Raw genomic sequence first — 18,593 nt, forward strand, 5'->3', positions numbered from 1 at the left:
TAATTACTGTTTTTCTTCTTCCTGATTGGTTTCCTCGCTGGGGGTTTTCATCTCCTCCTTAAAACCTCGTAGGCTTTTGCCCAGTGCAGTTCCCAGTTCGGGAATTTTTTTTGGGCCGAAAATTAGAATAGCAACTATGCTAATTACAGCTATTTCTGGCCATCCCAGTCCAAACATATAAATTTCCTCTAAGGCTTCTGTAATTAAATATAGACATTGATGGCTCAAATCCGATGAGTGCAACTAACTTCTAATTGGATTGGTAATTGGCAAATCTAACCAATCGCTTAATTCCTCAGCTAGCCATTCCAGTTCCGCTTCAGATTTAATCGCACCACCAAAACTACCAAGTTGATATTTTTTTACTCCTACCCAAATATCCAATTGTGCTGGAACGGCAATTCTAGTCCCTTCTGAGTCTTTAGTAAAATGTTTTGGAATATAAACCAACTTAGTAATACTTTGTCTTGGCGATGCGCGAGGACGATAAAATTTCCAAGCAAACAACTCCCAGGTTAAGGCAATTTGTTCGGGATTTAAGCGTAAACAGATGCGTCCAAACAAATTAAAGAAAAGTTTATACACCATCATAAAGCCAGCACCCCAAAAAGGAACTGAGAACAAGGCAAAGGGGATGTTGACAGGAAAAGGCGCTGAGAGTGCGCCAATTGTCCAAAAGAGGATAAATGAATTCCAGACGATCGCAAATAAACCTGTGAATATTATTGATGGATCAAAACCAGCTGGTGGAACGATAATTTCTAGAGAGTCTGCATTTTTCGTTAGTTGAATCTTACTCCCGTCTGGTTTGCCAACAAATAAAGTAGGCAAGTTTGTTGGTTGTGGTTTCTCCAAAGCTGCGATCGCTTCTTCAGCAGAACTCAAACGCCGTTCTAAACTAGGTTCAATCATCCACTTTAACCAACTAGTCAGGCTGGGACTGAGATTAGCCAGTTGTTCAAACTGAATCCGAAAATCCTTTTGAGGTAAATCGGCTGGGTGATTGCCCGTAACTAAATAAATTAAGGTTGCACCTAAACTATAAAGGTCTGATGCTGCAACAGTGCGTCCGCCAAATTGCTCTGGTGGCATATAGCCATAAGTTCCTACCACAGTTCTTGTCCCGGTTTCGGTAGCCAGGACTGTCTGCACTGAGCCAAAATCTACCAAATAAACTTGACCGATACTATTACCAGAGCGATCGCCCAATAAAATATTGCTAGGCTTAATATCACGGTGAATCACAGGCGGATACAGCCCATGTAGGTAAACAAGAATCTCTAAAAGTGCTTTGGCTATATATTTGACTTCAGCTTCTGTAAAAGTCCGCCCAGTTTGTAAGCATTGCTCTAAGGTTTGTGCAGGGATATAAGTTTGTACTAGAGCAAATCCTTTGATGGTTGGTAAATTTACCTCAAAATAGTTTAAATAGCCAGGAATTGAGGGATGTGCTAGGTTTTTTAAAGTTTCGGCTTCTCGCTCAAACAGCTTGAGTGAATCCCATTCAAAGTCACTACCAAAAGAGAGTAACTTGATAACAACTAATTCCTGAGTTTGCAAATCACGAGCTAATAGCGTCCGCCGCCCTGCTTTTTTTCCTAATAGCTGCTGAACTTCATAGCGATCGCTTAATATTTCGCCAATCATTATGGTTTCTTGTAATGCTACGGTTGAAAAGTTTTATAGCTTATAGCTTTTCAATTTGGCAAATCGATATCTTTAGTATAATTGCGTAATTCTATGCCCTCCCAACTTTGGCCTTATATTACCCCTGGTATTCCCGATGAATTGTTTGAACATTTGCCAGGAATTCCCCTGAGTCAGCGAGAAGTCCGACTGCTATTAATTTCTCAACTGCGACTAAAATCAGATTCCGTGTTGTGGGATATTGGCGCAGGGACGGGTACAATTCCGGTAGAGGTGGGGCTATTGTGTCCAGGTGGAAAGATTATTGCTATAGAAAGAGATGAAGAAGTAGCTAATCTAATTAAGCGTAACTGCGATCGCTTTGATGTGAAAAATGTCGAAGTTGTTGAAGGCAGTGCCCCAGAGTGTTTACATGATCTCAAAATTACCCCTCACCGTGTTTGTATCGAGGGAGGCCGACCCATTCAGGAAATTCTGCAAGCAGCTTGGCATTATTTGCCGCCATCCGGTCGGGTTGTAGCCACAGCTGCTAATCTAGAAAGTCTGTATGCTATTTCCCAAAGCTTTTCTCTGTTGAGGGCTAGAAATATCGAAGTCGTCCAGTCTGCGGTTAACCGCCTAGAGACACGAGGCTTTTCTCAAACCTTTACCGCCGTTGATCCCATTTTTATCCTCAGTGGTGAGAAACTGGATTAGGGAATGGGGATTGGGGCATGGGGCATTGGAAGAGGGGGCAAAGGAAGGAGTAAAACGGAGATGAGGAAATAGAGGTAGCAGGGAAAACAGGGGAAGAAAGAATAACTAAGTTAATGCCTAATACTTCTCTACAAGAAGCTGCGCCAATGCCCAATGCCCAATGCCCAATGCCCAATTCCCAATTCCCAATGCCCAATGCCCCATTCCCAATATTTAATACTTTTATGCCTTGGTCTCGGATTATAAGTGGAATTGTTGCGATCGCTCTTGCTCTTTCAGCAACCCTTTTGGGGGGTTGGTACTTTACCATCATCTTTGCGGTCATCATCTTTTTGGGTCAACAGGAATATTTTAATTTGGTGCGAGCCAGAGGCATCGCTCCTGCCGCAAAAACCACTATGGCTGTTAGCCAAATATTGCTGGCGATTTGTACCCTGGATGGCAGTTTAGCTGACGCTGTAATGCCAATAGCTGGCACACTTATTTGTTTTTACCTGCTGTTTCAGCCAAAGTTTGCCACGATCGCTGATGTTTCCGCTTCTATTATGGGGCTATTTTACGTAGGTTATTTGCCGAGTTACTGGGTGCGGTTACGAGCAATTGATAGTGCTGCTTTTAGCAATCTCCCTTTCGGAGGATACTGGCCCGCAACCTGGACAGATTTCTGGGAAAAGGCAAATTCCGCTTCTTTATCACAAGGTTTTACAGCAACACTGCTGACTTTTTTGTGTATTTGGGCAGCCGATATTGGTGCTTATACCATTGGTAAATTCTTTGGTAAAACCCGTCTGTCTGATATTAGCCCGAAAAAAACTGTAGAAGGTGCTGTCTTTGGTATTACTTCAAGTATTGCCGTAGCTATAGCAGGAGCCTATTATCTCCACTTGCCCAGATCCCCCTTTACTGGTCTAGCATTAGGTTTACTGATTGGCATTGCTAGTCTTTTAGGGGATCTAACGGAATCTCTACTCAAGCGGGATGCTGGAGTCAAAGATTCTGGACAGTTAATCCCCGGTCACGGTGGTATTTTAGACCGTACCGACAGCTATATTTTCACTGCTCCTTTGGTTTATTATTTTGTGACATTACTTTTGCCGCTACTTAGTAAATAGTTAGTTGGGAATTGGGCATGGGGCATGGGGCATTGGGCATTGGGCATTGGGCATTGGTTATTTTCCTCTGTTCCCCTCTGACCCAACTTCCTACTACCCAATATCCGCCATATTATTTAAAATAAGGTACTAATATTTTTAATCCATCATCATCAAGGATTAACGTTAATCCGCCCACGACACACCAGCTTTCCTGGGATCAGCGTTAGCTCTTCGATATCGACATCTGAGCCAAGATCCAGATTGTACTCATGATTGTCTTCCAATATATTTCCTTGCTCGTGGTTGATTTGGATCTGTGCTACTTGCAACTCATGCCCACTGAGTAACTGTAACCCCAGACAAATTTCTAGAGGCGTTGTTTCACTATTGGTTACTCTCAAACCTCGCAGTATAATTTGGTTGTTCCCGATCAGAATTTCTTGCCAATTAATTGGTTGTGACTGTGGGTAATGTGTTGGTAAAACCTTAACCAATAAATCACTCAAAGCAGTTGATAATAAATCAGATGAGAGAGAAGCATTGAGATCCTTCTCGTCTACGATTAAATTGCCACCTACTTGTACTGTTTCTAACAGTCGCAGGGGTTTTCCCTTGAGTACGGAGCCGATATTTATCCGAATATTTTCTGCTATTAATTGAATTTTTGTAATGAGGAGGCCCTGATAAACTGCATGACTAGCAAAGATAGATACTAAAGGAATGCGTCCAGAGAAAAGTTGGCGATCGCTCGCTTTTATCTCCACTTCTAATTCCGATATTTGGCTCACTTGTGTTCTCAACCAAAGCTTTAGTGCTTTTGTAAGTACCTGCGTAATTATGCGGATTTTATTTGCATTTGTTGTTTGTGAATTTTGCTCTGACATCTACTAACCAATCTATGTATGAGTATTTGCTCAACAACCGAATAGAAATTAAACAAGCTTTAAATGTAACATTTATGCCTACTCGCTACAAAATGCAAATATCATTTAATTGTTAACAGTAAATAAGCAATTTCCACATGGAGGTACGGTTACAAAAAATTCTTGCTCAATGGGGTATCGCCTCACGTCGTGAAGCCGAGGAAATGATTAGGCACTCACGGGTGCGGATTAATGGGGTATTGGCCCATTTAGGTCAAAAGGTTGATCCCCAAAAAGATGCGATCGCAATTGATGGTAAACCTGTATCCGAAAAGCAGCGTCCGGCTTTAATATATCTATTGCTGCACAAACCAGTGGGCGTAGTTTCGACTTGCTACGACCCTCACGGCAGATCAACAGTCCTGGATCTACTACCGAAAGAATTACGAGAGGGTTCAGGTATTCACCCAGTGGGGCGTCTAGATGCAGACTCTACAGGAGCATTAATCCTGACCAATGACGGAAATCTGACATTTGGACTAACCCATCCCCGCCACAGTATTTCCAAGACATATCATGTTTTGGTCAAAGGACATCCTCCAGAAGCAGTTCTACAAATGTGGCGTCAGGGTGTGATGTTGGAGGGAAAAAAAACCAGGACTGCGAAGGTACACCTTGTAGAACGTCGTACCGAGCAAAGCTTGTTAGAAATAGTGTTGCAGGAGGGAAGAAATCGTCAAATTCGCCGTATAGCTAAACAGTTAGGATATCCAGTAATCCAACTACATCGGACTGCGATCGGCACAATTCAATTACAAACTCTAAAAGCACCCTTTTTGTCAGAGGGTCAATATCGTTCCCTCACAGATGATGAGATTCACTTTTTGCAAGAGCAAATAACGCAACCTATTAAAGATTCAGTGGAGTTAAGGAGTGTCAGTAGGCATGAAATGGCTAAGAAAGAAGAATAATCACCAGCCATCACTTTCATTAGAGCAACAACGAGCCGAAAAGTTGGCAGAAATGGGCGCTCAACTTTGGGCATTGCGGCAAGAACAGGGTTTATCTCTAGAGCAAGTGGTTGTATTAACCAGGGTTCCCCGGCGATTATTGCAGGCAATCGAAGAAGGTAATTTAAACGATCTGCCAGAACCAGTCTATATTCAGGGTTTGATTAGGCAATTTGCCGATGCACTAGGACTGAATGGAGTCGAATTTTCTGGCACTTTTCCGATCAGTTCTGCACAACTGAACCCCCAAGGTATGGGGAATACTTCACGCCTTGATCAACTACGTCCGATTCATCTTTACTTTCTTTACATATTGCTAATTGTATGCTCTGTAAATGGCTTATCTCAGTTATTAAATAACGCAGTACTACAAGCAAGTAATAGCCAAAATCAGCCATACCTAAAACAAAAGTCTATTGATAAACCAGAGCCAACCCAACCAAAAGAGTCATTAAAAGTTCAACCTGTCAGCGATACCCTTAACGGCATTCAACAGGGACAGACTTTACAGATTGGTGTCACCTTGAAAGCATCATCTTGGATTCGCGTTGTAGCCGATGGCAAAATCGAGTTTGAGGGTATTCTCCCAGAGGGAACTCACCGAATTTGGAAAGCCCAAGAGCAGCTGACAGTGAAAACTGATAATGCGGGTGGTGTTTTGATGAGCGTCAATCAAGAGAAAGCTAAAGAAATGGGAGAGCCAGGGAAAGAGGAAGAAGTGAGGATTGCTGCCAAGCCTAAGTTTTGAAATATGGGGCATGGGGCATGGGGCATTGGGCAAAGACAAGGAAGACAAGAAAGAGGGGGGAGACAAGGAAGAAACTTATTCAATAATTCTCCCTTGTCCCCCTTGTCCCCCTCATCTCCCCCTGCCTCCCCTGCCCCTCCCTGCCTTATTGTTCTTGCGGGGCGCGTCCATTGAGTCTTGTAAGAACTTTCAAGCGATCGCGCAATTCGTCTCTCAACGCTCCTGCTTGATAGCGCCACTCCCAGTTACCCTCTGCAACACTAGGAAAATTCATCCGCGCTTCGTTTCCTAATCCCAAGACATCTTGCAAAGGAATAATTGCTTGGTTGGCTATGGAACTCAAAGCTAGGCGAATCAAATCCCATTGAATGCCTTCAGAACTGATACAACCTAAATAAAGCCATAAGTTATGCTTTTCGTTGTCATTAGCTGAATTGAACCAGCCTACAGTTGTGTCATTATCGTGAGTGCCAGTGTAAACTACAGCATTTCGCGGGTAATTGAACGGTAAAAATGGATTACCGGGATCAGAACCAAAGGCAAACTGCAAAACCTTCATCCCAGGAAATTCATACTTGTCTCGCAGGGCTTCTACCTCTGGTGTAATTACTCCCAAATCTTCTGCCAAGACGGGTAGCTTGCCCAACTTCTGTTTGATCGCTTCAAAAAAAGCATCTCCAGGTGCTTCCACCCATTCGCCATTCATGGCAGTTTCTTCACCTTTGGGTACTGACCAATAAGCCTCGAAACCCCGGAAGTGGTCAATGCGAATTATATCTACATAATCCAGCATTGCCTCAAAGCGTTGTACCCACCACTTAAAGTCTTGTTTTTGCAATTCCTCCCAGTTATAAACCGGGTTTCCCCACAATTGACCGGTGGCGCTAAAGTAATCCGGTGGAACTCCTGCCATTTGGGCAGCTTCTCCCGTCTCTTCATCTAAGCAAAAGATGTCGGGATGTGCCCACACGTCGGCACTATCATGAGCTACGTAGATGGGGATATCACCGATAATGTCAATGCCGCGCATATTAGCGTAGCTTTTCAGGTCTGACCACTGCCGGAAAAACTCAAATTGGACAAACTTGTAATAGAAAATATCTCCGTTGAGGCGACGCTCTACCTGAGCTAATGCTTCCGGTTCCCGCTTGACAAATTCTGTTTCCCATATATGCCAGCTTGCGCCATTGTGAGCATCTTTCAGCGCCATAAATAAAGCGTAATTATCTAGCCAGTAAGCTTTGCTGTCGCAAAAACCTGCAAACTCTTTTTGTTGGATAGGCGTAGCATTCACTCTAAAATTTTCACAGGCTTTTTTGAGTAGCCCAATCTTAATTGGCACAACCTGGTCGAAGTTTACCTTTTCTCCTGGAAATCCTGGTAAATTAGCAAAGTCTTCTTCAGATAGCAAACCCTCTTCTAAGAGTTTTTCTGGGCTAATTAGCAGAGGATTTCCTGCCATTGCCGAGTAGCACATATACGGGGAATTGCCGTATCCAGTGGGACCTAAAGGTAAAACTTGCCAATATTGTTGATGGCTATCTTTAAGGAAATCAATGAAGCGATAGGCTTCTAAGCCTAAATCCCCAACGCCAAATCGGCTAGGAAAGGAAGTAGGATGCAGCAAAATGCCACTGGATCTAGGAAAAGGCATATTTAACCTGAATTATGTGAAGGAGCAATTGTCTGATGGACACGCTGTGCGATCGCATCGAATTTATCACGGAACAGTATTTGTAGGTAAAGTCATTTGTCATTTGTCATTTGTCCTTTGTGAATGATCAATGACCAATAGCCAATGACCAATAACCAATGACCAATAACCAATGACCAATGACCAATGACCAATGACCAATGACTAAATAACTATGACTTACCGAAACCCTGCACCGACAGTTGATATCATCATTGAACTAGTAGATCGACCTCATCGGCCAATAGTGTTAATTGAAAGACATAATCTACCCTTAGGTTGGGCTATTCCTGGTGGTTTTGTGGATTATGGTGAAGCGGTGGAAGTGGCGGCGCGGCGAGAAGCTGAGGAAGAGACGGGTTTGCAGGTGGAATTAATTGAACAATTACTGGTGTATTCTGACCCCAATCGCGATCCGCGTCAGCATACCATTAGTATTGTATTTTTAGCGACAGCGACGGGAGAACCTGTGGCTGGGGATGATGCTAAGGGTGTAGGAATTTTTGAGTCTTGGCGTGTCCCTGGTAACTTATGTTTTGACCACGATCGCATTCTGCGCGATTATTGGCGATATCGGCATTATGGGATACGTCCGAGGTTGGGGTAAGAGGGGAGAAGAATATCTGTAATTCCATACCATAGAGTTTGGGTAAACGTTCCGCAGGAATATGTCAAAGCCAAGATTCTAACGCTAAGGCTTGCACCTGTTGTATCCTTTGAAAATCGCTGTCCCCTGAGACGACGGTGAGGTTATAGTGCAAATCAGTTGATGCTATCCACAAGTCGTTATCGCTAAAACCCAAATCTTGAACTGTAAACTTTCTACGCTTTGCTTTGTCTTTGGGGCCAAAATTTTCGACAATTTCTCCTTTGAGGCTACCGTAAACATCTGCAACTCCTCCACTAATGGGATAAAGGTCAATGGTTTGCAGAAAAGTTCTGACAAAGCGAAGATTTGCTGCTTGTTGAGAAGACTTTTGCACCATGTAAAGGAGTTCACCTTGCACAATAACGCTAGTTGCAACGCCTAAGCCGATATGTTCTTGTAACCGACGAATGACGTTTGTTTCTCCAAAAATGATTCGGCTACAATGGTTGGTATCTAGGAGGTACATCACTAAAATTCAGCCGGGGAACGAGTTTCGTAAACAAGCTGCAAGCACTCCTCAAAATCATCCCCTTGCCAGGTTCCAGCAAATTTTAGTAAGTCTTCTGCTTTAGAGCCTCTAATAATTGGTGTTGCTTCCTGTATTTCCGGTTTTGTTGTCTGATTGGAAGTATCATCATTTTTTTCCGTTGACAGGTCAAGAGATATTTCCTCGGTTCCTGGTTTTGTCTTGAGAAAACGCAAAAAATCTAGTGTTTCAGCTAGTAAAACATCTGAGGATGATTCAATTTCTTGGAGTAGTAGTTCTTTAATATTCATCAATGATATTTTGCAGTCTGTCGTAACAGTATTATACGAGTGCGATCGCGATGCTGACTTGGCGGCATTCTGCGGATACGTTCTAGGTTGGGGTAGGAGGAACGAACCGCAGAGGCGTAAAGAGAGGATGGGAGAGGAATATCTATGACACAAAGTTTTTGTGATTATACTGTGTCAGTGGTATTTAAAGGTGCATTATGGATGCTGAGACACTCTTGGAGAACTACGCCGGACAATGCCGGAACTTTGATTCTGCCGATCTTGGAGGAGTAGACCTCAAAGGTGCAAACCTAAGTGGGATAAAGTTATGCAAAGCAAATTTAAATGGAGCAGACTTAAGTGAGGCAACCCTGACCAAAGCGAACCTTAATAATGCAGGACTTAGTAGAGCATCTTTAACAAATGCAAATTTGAGTGGAATAGAAGGTTCTTCAATTGATCTTAGTTGGGCAGACTTGAGCGGTGCGGACTTAAGTTGTGCAAATTTGAGTAATGCAAATCTGAGTGGGGCAGACTTGACTAGCGCAAACTTTACTCAGATAAAACTAACTGAAGTAAATTTTCATGGGGCAAATCTCCAGAAAGCCATACTCAGGGGTGTCACTTTGGATAAATGTAATCTATCAGAGGTAGATTTAGCTGAGGCTGATCTGGTTAGGGTTTGCTTAGAAAAAGCAAATCTCAACAAAGCCTGTCTGCAAAGAGCAAATCTAGAAAGAGCTTGTCTTTCAGATGCAAACTTGATGATGGCAAACTTCGATGAAGCAAACCTGAAGAAGGCAAATCTAACTGGAGCAAATATCTATGGAGCAACCTTTAAAGATGCTGACCTAACTGATGCGATAATGCCAGATGGAGAAGTCTACAAACCGATCGCCTCTGAGATGGAAATCGGTAAACAGGAAACATCGTTGGAGAAAGTAATATCTATGACCCGTAAAGTAATTAATACTGATAACGCACCCGCACCCGTGGGCCCTTATAATCAAGCGATCGCAGCTTCAGGTCAATTTTTATTCATAGCTGGACAAATTGCCATCGATCCCCGCCTTGGTGATGTCGTCTACACTGATGATGTCAAAAAGCAAACTGAGCAGGTATTAGCTAATCTTGAAGCCATCCTCACCGCAGCCGGGGCGACTTTCCAAGATGTGGTGAAAACCACTGTATTTTTAGCTGATATGAATGATTTTGCGGCAGTGAATGCCATTTATGCAAAATATTTCCCGGAAGATACAGCCCCAGCACGGGCTTGTGTGCAGGTATCGCGCTTACCTAAAGATGTGTTGGTAGAAATTGATGCGATCGCTGTAATTAGCGGTTAGAGGAAATAGAATCATTGCTAAAGCTGATTTCAGAGAGATAAATCATGAACATTGAACTGAAACCTGAACATGAGCAATTTATCCAAGCCCAAATTGCTAGTGGAAAATTTACAAATGCAGATGAAGTAATTGATGTAGCATTTCATCTGCTAGATAAATTAAATTCTGAGTATGTGCAATGGGTGGAAGAAACCCGGCAAAAAGTTGATGTAGCAATTGCTGAAATTGAACGAGGGGAAGTTTTGGATGGCGAAACTGTAGTGATGCAGATACTAGAAAAATTCCAAAAGGCGCGTGAGGCTTAGTAATGAGCCGCTATGTCATTTCACTATCTGCTAGTCGCGACTTAAATGAAATTTCTGATTACTTTTTAATCCGCAACCTAGAAGCAGGAGAAAAACTATTTAGAGAGTTTAACAATAAATGTCAAAATTTAGCGGTGTTTCCAAATATGGGACGCAGCTATGCTCATATTAAACCTTCATTACGTGGCTTACCGCTAGATGGATATGTCATTCTCTACCAAGTAATTGATGATGGGGTTAAAATTTTGCGCGTTGTCAGCGGTCGTCAAGATTTAGAATCTTTATTTGCAGAGTCAGATGAAGAGTAAAGCCATAAATTTTGTTAACTGAGATAAGAAAATATCAAGACGTTTTTTGGCTTGCTGTAAAGTGCATATAAAACTCTGTTAATTACCTCTCAGCAAATGCGATCGCCTCTAGAACTTTGGGAATACTGAAACTAAGTACCCTAGAGGAGTATTAAAAATGGCAGAAAATCGCATCAGTGCTAGTCTAGCCCCAGCAGATAAAGAAGCAGTCATGCAAGCGATCGCTACAATTAGAGAAAAATTACCGTTTTTGGTTGATTTGACTACCGAAGAACGGCGAACAATGTTGAAGATGGGAGATAAAAGTCGGGCTTTTGTCAGCAAAGCCTTAGAAGTGGCGACACAGAACCCTAATTTTTTGCCCCGTTCTTTTGATTTAGAAGAGATGCGCCGAGATTTGGCACTGTTTGAAGCCTTGTATCCAGTGCTTTTGTCTCTAACGCAACTGCAAGAATTAGTAGATGATACCTGTATAGCTTCTGCTAGCGAAGCCTATGCAGCAGCATTAGCAGTTTATAGCTATGCCAAAGCTAGCGGTGATGTCACAGGTTTAGATGCAGTAATTGATGAGATGGGACGCAGGTTTTACCGCCGTTCTAAGAAAAAGCAATCCGAAGTCCCAGTTAGCTAAAGCTTGCAATAGAAAATTATACCAGTTGTAAACTTGGTAAAATACACGTCATTTGTAGGGGCATAACATTGTTATGCCCTTTTCGCGCTTTGTATCCAAAGATTTTTTAAACCCGCCGAGGGAGATTTTGTTTGTATAGTTACGATTTTTATAGCGCATCTCGTTTATCTAAAATACACTTTGACCTTTCTCTAAACCTCTCCCCTACAAAGGGCTACGGTGTACACACAAGTCCTTTTGACCCCCTCTAACTCCCCCTTGCAAAGGGGGAGAACCGGATATTTCCCCCCTTTGCAAGGGGGGATTAAGGGGGGTAAATCCAGGGTTTGGGCTTCATTACCAATATGTGTGTACACCTTAGCCTACAAGGGGAGAGGCTTGGAATCTTACTCCCCTTCCCTTGTAGGGAAGGGGCTGGGGGTTAGGTCTGTATTGGACTTCATCGAGTCACCTGGGCATTTTTGAGCCTCAGAAGGTCAACGTCGAGCCTCAGAAGGTCAACGTCGAGCCTCAGAAGGTCAACATTGAGCCTCAAAAGGTCAACATTGAGCCTCAGAAGGTCAACGTCGAGCCTCAGAAGGTCAACGTCGAGCCTCAGAAGGTCAACGTCGAGCCTCAGAAGGTCAACATTGAGCCTCAGAAGGTCAACATTGAGCCTCAGAAGGTCAACATTGAGCCTCAAAAGGTCAACATTGAGCCTCAAAAGGTCAACGTCGAGCCTCAGAAGGTCAACATTGAGCCTCAGAAGGTCAACGCATAAAAATTACCTAGAAAAAGTCTGGTAAATTCCGAAATACAGCATTTATATTTAGTAGTTATTCTGTAAACATTAGCACCTCAAAATTGAATCTTGTAATGAACCCACAAAACAAGCCCAAGAGTCTACAAGATATTCTTAAGCAGCGTCAACAATCAGGTTTTGTGGGTCGTGAAGACCAAGTAAACCAATTTCGCCAAAATTTAGCATTCCCCCCAGAAGACGATCGCCGTCGTTTTTTGTATAACGTTTGGGGTCAAGGCGGAGTTGGAAAAAGTACCCTGCTGCGACAGTTTCGTAAAATTGCTGACGAAGCAAAAATCATTTCGGCTTACATCGATGAAGCTGAAAAAACTATACCAGAAGTCATGGGCCGTCTAGCTGAGGATTTAGAACGGCAAGGTCATAAACTAACGCAGTTTACAGAACGCTACAAAGTTTACCGTCAAAAGCGCCAAGAATTAGAAACCGATCCAGAAGCTCCTCAAGGCTTTTCGGCTTTTGTTGGGAAAACTATGGCAAAAACTGGTGTGCGTCTAGCGCGTCGAGTTCCCGTTGGCGGTGCTGTATTTGACTTTGTAGATGAGGATGCTTTTGCTACCCAAGCTGGAGAATGGGCTTCTTATGTTGCAAAGAAAATAACAAATAAAGATGAGGTGCGTTTAGTTCAAGAACCTGAAGAAGTTCTGACTCCGCTATTTTTGCAAGATATTTTTAAAATTGCTAAAGAAACTGGTGTTGTTTTGTTTTTTGATACTTATGAACGCACCGGAGAATTTCTAGATAACTGGCTACGGGAAATTCTGGAGGGTCGTCACGGTGAATTATCTTTCAATATATTAATAACCATCGCCGGTCGGCATGAATTAGATATTGTTGGGCATCTTATGAGGGGGTAATAGCTCGTTTCCCTCTGGAACCATTTACAGAAGAAGAAGCCCAACAATATCTAACTCGCAAAGGCATTACAGACAATCGCGTTGTTGAAGTGATTTTACACCTTTCTGGAAACTTACCCCTGCTAGTGGGAATGCTAGCAGATACTCATCCCAATGACCCCAATCAGGTAATTGAGCCTAGCAGCAGTGCTGTAGAACGCTTTTTAAAATGGATTGACGATCCCAAACGGCGACAAGTGGCGCTTGATGGTGCTATTCCTCGGTGCTTGAATCGGGATGTTATAGCTAAATTGAGAGCAGAAGAAGAAGCTGACGAGTTATTTACTTGGCTAAAAGAAACATCCTTTGTCAATGAACGTACCGACGGCTGGGCTTATCATGATGTTGTTAAAACCCAAATGTTACGCCACAAGCGCCTTTTATCACCGCAAAGTTGGGCTGATATACATGGTAAGTTGGCAGAATATTATGACAGCCTGCGGAATGATCTGCAATTAAAGGAAGAAGAAAAACAGCGCGATCCTAGCTGGCAAAGTCACACATTAAACGTGTTGTACCACAACTTATGTCAGTCACCGCAAAAGAATTTATCTGTAGCTCTCAATGAATTTCTTGCTGCACTCAAAAATCAACGCAAATTTGCCCAACAATATGCAGAAATAATGCTTCAGGCTGGTAAAGATGTCGATTCTTCTGAAGTTCAGCGTTGGGGTGAGCAACTAGCAAATGGGTTAAAAGCTTATGAGGAGGACGTTTATCAAGTTACGTTGGAAATGTTTACCGCAGTCTTACAGAATTCTAGGATTGAGGTTAAATGGCAACCAATTGCTCTAGGTTGGCGCGGTGAAACTTACCGCTTAATGAAGCGTTACCCAGAAGCACTACAAGATTTTGACCGCGCGATTGAACTTGACCCCAAATATGACTGGGCGATCGCATGTCGCGGTCAAACTTACCACAAAATGAAGTGCTACAGGGAAGCCCTACAAGATTTTGACCGCGCTATTGAACTCAATTCCAAATTTGACTGGGCAATCGCACATCGCGCTCGGACTTACCACCGAATGAAGTTTTACAGGGAAGCCCTACAAGATTTTGACCGCGCTATTGAACTCAATCCCAAATTTGACTGGGCGATCGTACTTCGCGCTCAAACTTACCACCGAATGAAGTTTTACAGGGAAGCCCTACAAGATTTTGACCGCGCTATTGAACTCAATCCCAAATTTGACTGGGCGATCGCACATCGCGCTCGGACTTACCACCGAATGAAGTTTTACAGGGAAGCCCTACAAGATTTTGACCGCGCTATTGAACTCAATCCCAAATTTGACTGGGCGATCGTACTTCGCGCTCAAACTTACCAATCAATGGAGCGTTACCCAGAAGCCCTAAAAGATTTTGACCGTGCGATTGAACTTAACCCCAAATATGACTGGGCGATCGTACATCGCGGTCAAACTTACTTGATGCTTAAGCTATATAATGAGGCTCTTGCAGATTTCAACCGGGCTATTAACTTAGATTCTGACAGTAATTGGAAATTGTATAATCGCGCTTTAGCTTACCTAGCTCTTAACCAAGCAGATAAAGCACGGGCTGATTTACTACTTGCTATCAAGCTTGCTAAAGAAGATTACGAAAAAGATGCTAAAGACTGGAATAATGCCTTTAACTTAGCCCTTTACTATTTAGTTGCTCAATATAATCAACCAGCAGAGCAGTTATATCGCTATGTTTTATCTCAAGGTGCTTCCTTAGAGCTTATCCATGCAGCTATCCAAGACCTAAATGACTTTTTAACCGTGTTCCCTGACCATGTGCAGGCTAAATCCATGCGACAGTTGTTGCAGTCTTCTCTAACTTAGGTTGTGTAATTTCCAACCTACCCGCCAGAAAACCCACAAGTCCCAACAACCGCCTGAGAATCAATTCTCTCTCTTACATCTAAAATCTTCTAAACAAAACTAGAAAAGGGTTTCAGTCCACTTGAGTGGACTTGCGCTATGAGCCTGAGATTTCAATCTCTGGCGGACAAACAGGTAAGCGCAAAATCCGAGCTAACTTGCCTTCGGGAGACTGGCGGCTAAACCCAATTGCCTACAAACATTAAGCGATGCCTGCGGCGGGCTACGCCTACGCTACTACTACTTTGTCTTGCTTATGACAAACCGTAGGCGATCGCTAAACCCAATTGCCTACAAATATTAAGCGATCGCAACTACTACTTTGTCTTGCTTATGACAAACCGTAGGCGATCGCTTTGTTGTTAAGCTGTGGGTAATCGATCGCAAGATTCCGGTTCAATATCTGGTACTTTCGCTAAAACTGCGTCGTATTTTTCTCGACTACCTCGCTTTGCTAACTCCCCTAGATAAATTTCAGTTGTGAGTGCAGCGATTTTCTCCGCAACTGCTGTCGCCACAAACTGATCGATAGAAATCCCGTCTTGTTTGGCAAGTTCCTGCAAACTTTTGTACAAAGAGTCAGGAAGCTGAATGCTGAGGTTGCTCATGACAATGCGATCGCTAAACCCAATTGCCTACAAACATTAAGCGATCGCAACTACTACTTTGTCTTACTCATGACAAACCGTAGGCGATCGCTTAATTTAAAACTCTTGCAAATACTGGGCAAAAGTCTAATGCCGAGTATTAATTAATGGAACACACTTGAGAAGATATTATTAAGCTTTCTCATTGAAATGTCAAGATTTCGCGAAGTAGATGGGTAGAAAAATCCACAACTATCTCATTGCTAGTAAAACGTATTTCTGCAAAGAAGCAAGCTACGCAAAGCGTTTCGCCGAAAAGCAATCACCAAAATTTCAACGAAGTTACATTTTGTTGCATAGTAAAGTTTATTCATCCTTACCTACTGACATCAGCAAAGCTTGCTATTATATATCGCCACTTCCCTTAAATTCTCAGGCTGCGCTGATAAACTCTTGTCACCAAAATGCTGATTCATCAGCGCGGGGATTTGTGCAGCTTGAATCCGGCTATGGCGCGTTTTATCTGGCATTACTAAGTTAGGCCCAGCTTTACAGTTTTTCATGCAACCAGTGCCCTTGATTGTAACTTGGTCTTCTAAACCGCGATCGCTTAAAGCTGCCTCCAACGCCTGACAAACTGCTTTACCACCGCGTTTCATGCAATCAGACTTTTGACACACCAAAATCGTGGATTTAGTCTTAGCTGGTTTTACCTTGACATTATCAATCGATGGGGGTTTTTGTGGTGCCGCGATGGTTTTAACTGCCGCCATTTCAGAACGCGCCGCCATCACACGTTCAGCTTTCAGTGTAACTTTGTCTTTTTTTATATCGTATTCTTTATAACCAACAACTTGTAACCAAGTACCGGCTGGTAGCCGCAAGTCAAAAGCAGCCCGTAAATGTTTAGCAAGTTTAACGTAACATTCACCCTCATGAGTACCTAGCAATAAACCTTTCAGCTTATAGCCATCTTTAATAACAAAATTTATAAACCTGCCTTCAAGACAAAATTGTGATATTTCCATATTGTGAGATGCACCCATTTTTTAACCTCCTTTTAACTAATACAAGCTATCAAGCGAGATATTCTCAGCAGCCAAAGATTAGAACTGTTAGTAGCGGTTTTTCCAGCAGCACTCAAGAGTCAAAATCTGGTCTTGACGGGAAGCTGTTAATCGCCGGATCACACTCCAAAGTTGAACAGCTGTCATAGGAGAGCCAATTTCAACTTCTAATGGCTGGTTAGCCTTACAACTACAGGGAATGTCTAACTCCTTTAGGCGTTGATAGACTTGCCAGCGGTCTGCCCAATTCACCTCTACAAGGTGGTTGCTTTCTAATTCTGAACTAAACGATTTCAAGAAAATTGCCCTCAAAGTGCAACAAACTTGCAGTAACTACCGCGATTTAACTTTCTGCTTTTTGAAAGTCTTAGGAGTCTAACCTCTTAAAACCAGCATACCTTAAGTGCAAACAATTCTCATTAATTTTGGAAAAAAAATCAAACTTTTACACCTATTCCATATTCAGAGGGGGAAGAGGCAGAGGTGCAGGGAGCAGGGAGCAGAGGGGAAAGAGGTAATTTTTATTTTTTATTCTCTCCCTTGTCCCTTGCATCCTGACCCCTGCTCCCTTGCTTCTTCACCACTCCCCGCTCCTGTTGGAAAATATGCATATTTATACTGGGATGTCAATATTAATGAGATATTTATGCAACTTCATGGGTGTGCCATCATTCAGCAAACAATAAACTTGAGACTTTTTGTAAGTAAAAATACAAAATCTTGTGATGGCAAATTGGCTTGCTCTTATTATTAAAATGTTAATATGTTAAAAATAAGCAGTTAAAATCTATAACTGTTGAAAAGAGAGGAACACAATGTCTGAAACGCAAACTTTGTTACGGAATTTTGGTCATGTATATGACAATCCCGTGTTGCTGGATCACAGCGTAACTGCTCCAGTCACAGAAGGATTCAACGTTATATTAGCTAGTTTCCAGGCACTGTACTTGCAGTACCAAAAGCATCATTTTGTAGTTGAAGGCTCAGAATTTTACTCTCTGCATGAGTTTTTTAACGAAAGCTACAACCAAGTACAAGACCACATCCATGAAATTGGAGAACGTTTGGATGGATTGGGTGGTGTGCCAGTAGCTACCTTTAGCAAATTAGCAGAATTAACTGTTTTTGAGCAAGAATCCGAAGGCGTATATTCTTCTCGCCAAATGGTGGAAAATGACCTCGCTGCCGAACAAGCAATCATTGGCGTAATTCGTCGTCAGGCTGCTCAGGCAGAGAGTTTAGGCGATCGGGGCACACGCTATCTGTACGAAAAGATTTTGTTGAAAACTGAGGAACGTGCATATCATTTGTCTCACTTCCTCGCCAAAGACAGCTTAACTTTAGGATTTGTCCAAGCTGCTCAAAGCTAAAACTCTCATAATCTAGATTTTTCTACCTAGACTGAAAGAAAAAGTTGGCAGCACCAACTCTTAAAATATTATTAAAAGTGGCAGAGAATGGTATCCCTATTTCTCTGCCATTTTTAATCTAAGTAAACATATTTATATAATATTTAATATTGAAAACCTTTAGCAATTAGCTAGTTAAGATAGATTTTTATCTAAGTAATCTATTTGTGCTGAATAAGCAAATAGATATATGCCAAAATAAATCACCAATTGTTGAAAGT

Annotated in this window: 23 protein-coding genes; 13 read left to right on the forward strand and 10 right to left on the reverse strand. The window is 42.4% G+C overall.

Translation table 11 applies throughout. The features are described from left to right. Positions 1-3: 3 nt before the first annotated feature. Both HUN01_RS20745 and HUN01_RS20750 read right to left on the reverse strand, forming a co-directional pair. Positions 4-177 carry a Sec-independent protein translocase subunit TatA/TatB gene (locus HUN01_RS20745; protein WP_181932761.1) on the reverse strand — a complete coding sequence of 58 codons (174 nt, stop codon included), beginning with the start codon at positions 175-177 and terminating at the stop codon, positions 4-6. Between the two features lie 66 nt (positions 178-243). Then, positions 244-1,647, reverse strand: coding sequence for a serine/threonine protein kinase (locus HUN01_RS20750; RefSeq protein ID WP_181927783.1), 1,404 nt, complete (start codon positions 1,645-1,647; stop codon positions 244-246). Between the two features lie 93 nt (positions 1,648-1,740). Here HUN01_RS20750 and cbiT point away from each other — a divergent pair, with 93 nt between their 5' ends. Together cbiT and HUN01_RS20760 are read left to right on the forward strand one after the other, a co-directional pair. Further along, complete coding sequence (gene cbiT, locus HUN01_RS20755) at positions 1,741-2,343, forward strand: precorrin-6Y C5,15-methyltransferase subunit CbiT (RefSeq protein ID WP_069072620.1); 603 nt, start codon at positions 1,741-1,743, stop codon at positions 2,341-2,343. A gap of 224 nt (positions 2,344-2,567) precedes the next feature. Continuing rightward, complete coding sequence (locus tag HUN01_RS20760) at positions 2,568-3,455, forward strand: phosphatidate cytidylyltransferase (protein WP_181932762.1); 888 nt, start codon at positions 2,568-2,570, stop codon at positions 3,453-3,455. 152 nt (positions 3,456-3,607) lie between these two features. Here the strand turns inward: HUN01_RS20760 and HUN01_RS20765 are convergent, their stop codons facing one another. Beyond that, the gene (locus tag HUN01_RS20765) at positions 3,608-4,321 is read right to left on the reverse strand and encodes an LmeA family phospholipid-binding protein (RefSeq protein ID WP_181927784.1); all 714 of its coding nucleotides are present in this window, start codon (positions 4,319-4,321) and stop codon (positions 3,608-3,610) included. 137 nt (positions 4,322-4,458) lie between these two features. Here HUN01_RS20765 and HUN01_RS20770 point away from each other — a divergent pair, with 137 nt between their 5' ends. Together HUN01_RS20770 and HUN01_RS20775 are read left to right on the forward strand one after the other, a co-directional pair. Continuing rightward, positions 4,459-5,271 carry a pseudouridine synthase gene (locus HUN01_RS20770; RefSeq protein ID WP_181927785.1) on the forward strand — a complete coding sequence of 271 codons (813 nt, stop codon included), beginning with the start codon at positions 4,459-4,461 and terminating at the stop codon, positions 5,269-5,271. Continuing rightward, entirely contained in the window at positions 5,246-6,058 is an 813-nt protein-coding gene (locus tag HUN01_RS20775; protein WP_181927786.1) for a helix-turn-helix domain-containing protein, read from the forward strand. Before HUN01_RS20770 ends, HUN01_RS20775 begins: the two co-directional genes overlap by 26 nt. Positions 6,059-6,203: 145 nt before the next feature. On the opposite strand, the gene malQ is transcribed toward HUN01_RS20775, so the two are convergent. Continuing rightward, positions 6,204-7,712, reverse strand: a complete 1,509-nt coding sequence (gene malQ / locus HUN01_RS20780; protein ID WP_181927787.1) for a 4-alpha-glucanotransferase — start codon at positions 7,710-7,712, stop codon at positions 6,204-6,206. Here malQ and HUN01_RS20785 point away from each other — a divergent pair. Then, the gene (locus HUN01_RS20785; RefSeq protein WP_181927788.1) at positions 7,687-7,839 is read left to right on the forward strand and encodes a hypothetical protein; all 153 of its coding nucleotides are present in this window, start codon (positions 7,687-7,689) and stop codon (positions 7,837-7,839) included. The genes malQ and HUN01_RS20785 overlap by 26 nt on opposite strands. A gap of 87 nt (positions 7,840-7,926) precedes the next feature. Then, entirely contained in the window at positions 7,927-8,358 is a 432-nt protein-coding gene (locus HUN01_RS20790) for an NUDIX domain-containing protein (protein WP_181927789.1), read from the forward strand. Positions 8,359-8,422: 64 nt separating this feature from the next. Here HUN01_RS20790 and HUN01_RS20795 read toward each other — a convergent pair whose 3' ends face one another. Then, a complete protein-coding gene (locus HUN01_RS20795) occupies positions 8,423-8,866 on the reverse strand; it encodes a type II toxin-antitoxin system VapC family toxin (RefSeq protein ID WP_181927790.1) in 444 nt (147 codons plus the stop codon). Between the two features lie 2 nt (positions 8,867-8,868). Then, positions 8,869-9,177: a hypothetical protein gene (locus HUN01_RS20800; RefSeq protein WP_181927791.1), complete on the reverse strand. Its 309-nt coding sequence runs from the start codon at positions 9,175-9,177 to the stop codon at positions 8,869-8,871. Positions 9,178-9,374: 197 nt separating this feature from the next. Here HUN01_RS20800 and HUN01_RS36325 point away from each other — a divergent pair, with 197 nt between their 5' ends. The 4 genes from HUN01_RS36325 (at position 9,375) to HUN01_RS20820 (ending at position 11,746) form a co-directional block, all read left to right on the forward strand. Then, a complete protein-coding gene (locus HUN01_RS36325) occupies positions 9,375-10,502 on the forward strand; it encodes a Rid family detoxifying hydrolase (protein ID WP_181927792.1) in 1,128 nt (375 codons plus the stop codon). 44 nt (positions 10,503-10,546) lie between these two features. After that, positions 10,547-10,807, forward strand: a complete 261-nt coding sequence (locus HUN01_RS20810) for a ribbon-helix-helix domain-containing protein (RefSeq protein ID WP_181927793.1) — start codon at positions 10,547-10,549, stop codon at positions 10,805-10,807. 2 nt (positions 10,808-10,809) lie between these two features. Next, the gene (locus HUN01_RS20815; protein ID WP_181927794.1) at positions 10,810-11,115 is read left to right on the forward strand and encodes a type II toxin-antitoxin system RelE/ParE family toxin; all 306 of its coding nucleotides are present in this window, start codon (positions 10,810-10,812) and stop codon (positions 11,113-11,115) included. Between the two features lie 157 nt (positions 11,116-11,272). Continuing rightward, the gene (locus HUN01_RS20820; protein WP_181927795.1) at positions 11,273-11,746 is read left to right on the forward strand and encodes a hypothetical protein; all 474 of its coding nucleotides are present in this window, start codon (positions 11,273-11,275) and stop codon (positions 11,744-11,746) included. A gap of 439 nt (positions 11,747-12,185) precedes the next feature. Here the strand turns inward: HUN01_RS20820 and HUN01_RS20825 are convergent, their stop codons facing one another. Beyond that, positions 12,186-12,449, reverse strand: a complete 264-nt coding sequence (locus HUN01_RS20825; protein ID WP_181927796.1) for a hypothetical protein — start codon at positions 12,447-12,449, stop codon at positions 12,186-12,188. A gap of 152 nt (positions 12,450-12,601) precedes the next feature. Here HUN01_RS20825 and HUN01_RS20830 point away from each other — a divergent pair, with 152 nt between their 5' ends. Both HUN01_RS20830 and HUN01_RS35545 read left to right on the forward strand, forming a co-directional pair. After that, complete coding sequence (locus HUN01_RS20830; RefSeq protein ID WP_181927797.1) at positions 12,602-13,402, forward strand: ATP-binding protein; 801 nt, start codon at positions 12,602-12,604, stop codon at positions 13,400-13,402. A gap of 89 nt (positions 13,403-13,491) precedes the next feature. Then, positions 13,492-15,270: a tetratricopeptide repeat protein gene (locus HUN01_RS35545; RefSeq protein ID WP_238845516.1), complete on the forward strand. Its 1,779-nt coding sequence runs from the start codon at positions 13,492-13,494 to the stop codon at positions 15,268-15,270. 401 nt (positions 15,271-15,671) lie between these two features. Here HUN01_RS35545 and HUN01_RS20840 read toward each other — a convergent pair whose 3' ends face one another. From HUN01_RS20840 to HUN01_RS20850, 3 genes are all read right to left on the reverse strand, one after another. Beyond that, positions 15,672-15,917 carry a ribbon-helix-helix protein, CopG family gene (locus tag HUN01_RS20840; RefSeq protein WP_181927798.1) on the reverse strand — a complete coding sequence of 82 codons (246 nt, stop codon included), beginning with the start codon at positions 15,915-15,917 and terminating at the stop codon, positions 15,672-15,674. Between the two features lie 368 nt (positions 15,918-16,285). Continuing rightward, complete coding sequence (locus HUN01_RS20845) at positions 16,286-16,942, reverse strand: (2Fe-2S) ferredoxin domain-containing protein (protein WP_181927799.1); 657 nt, start codon at positions 16,940-16,942, stop codon at positions 16,286-16,288. 69 nt (positions 16,943-17,011) lie between these two features. Continuing rightward, complete coding sequence (locus HUN01_RS20850; protein WP_181927800.1) at positions 17,012-17,260, reverse strand: Asr1405/Asl0597 family protein; 249 nt, start codon at positions 17,258-17,260, stop codon at positions 17,012-17,014. 518 nt (positions 17,261-17,778) lie between these two features. On the opposite strand from HUN01_RS20850, the gene dpsA reads away from it, so the two are divergent. Further along, complete coding sequence (gene dpsA, locus HUN01_RS20855) at positions 17,779-18,333, forward strand: DNA starvation/stress protection protein DpsA (protein WP_069073416.1); 555 nt, start codon at positions 17,779-17,781, stop codon at positions 18,331-18,333. Positions 18,334-18,593: the final 260 nt, after the last annotated feature.

Origin of the sequence: Nostoc edaphicum CCNP1411, assembly GCF_014023275.1 — a bacterium.
Taxonomy (GTDB): domain Bacteria; phylum Cyanobacteriota; class Cyanobacteriia; order Cyanobacteriales; family Nostocaceae; genus Nostoc; species Nostoc edaphicum_A.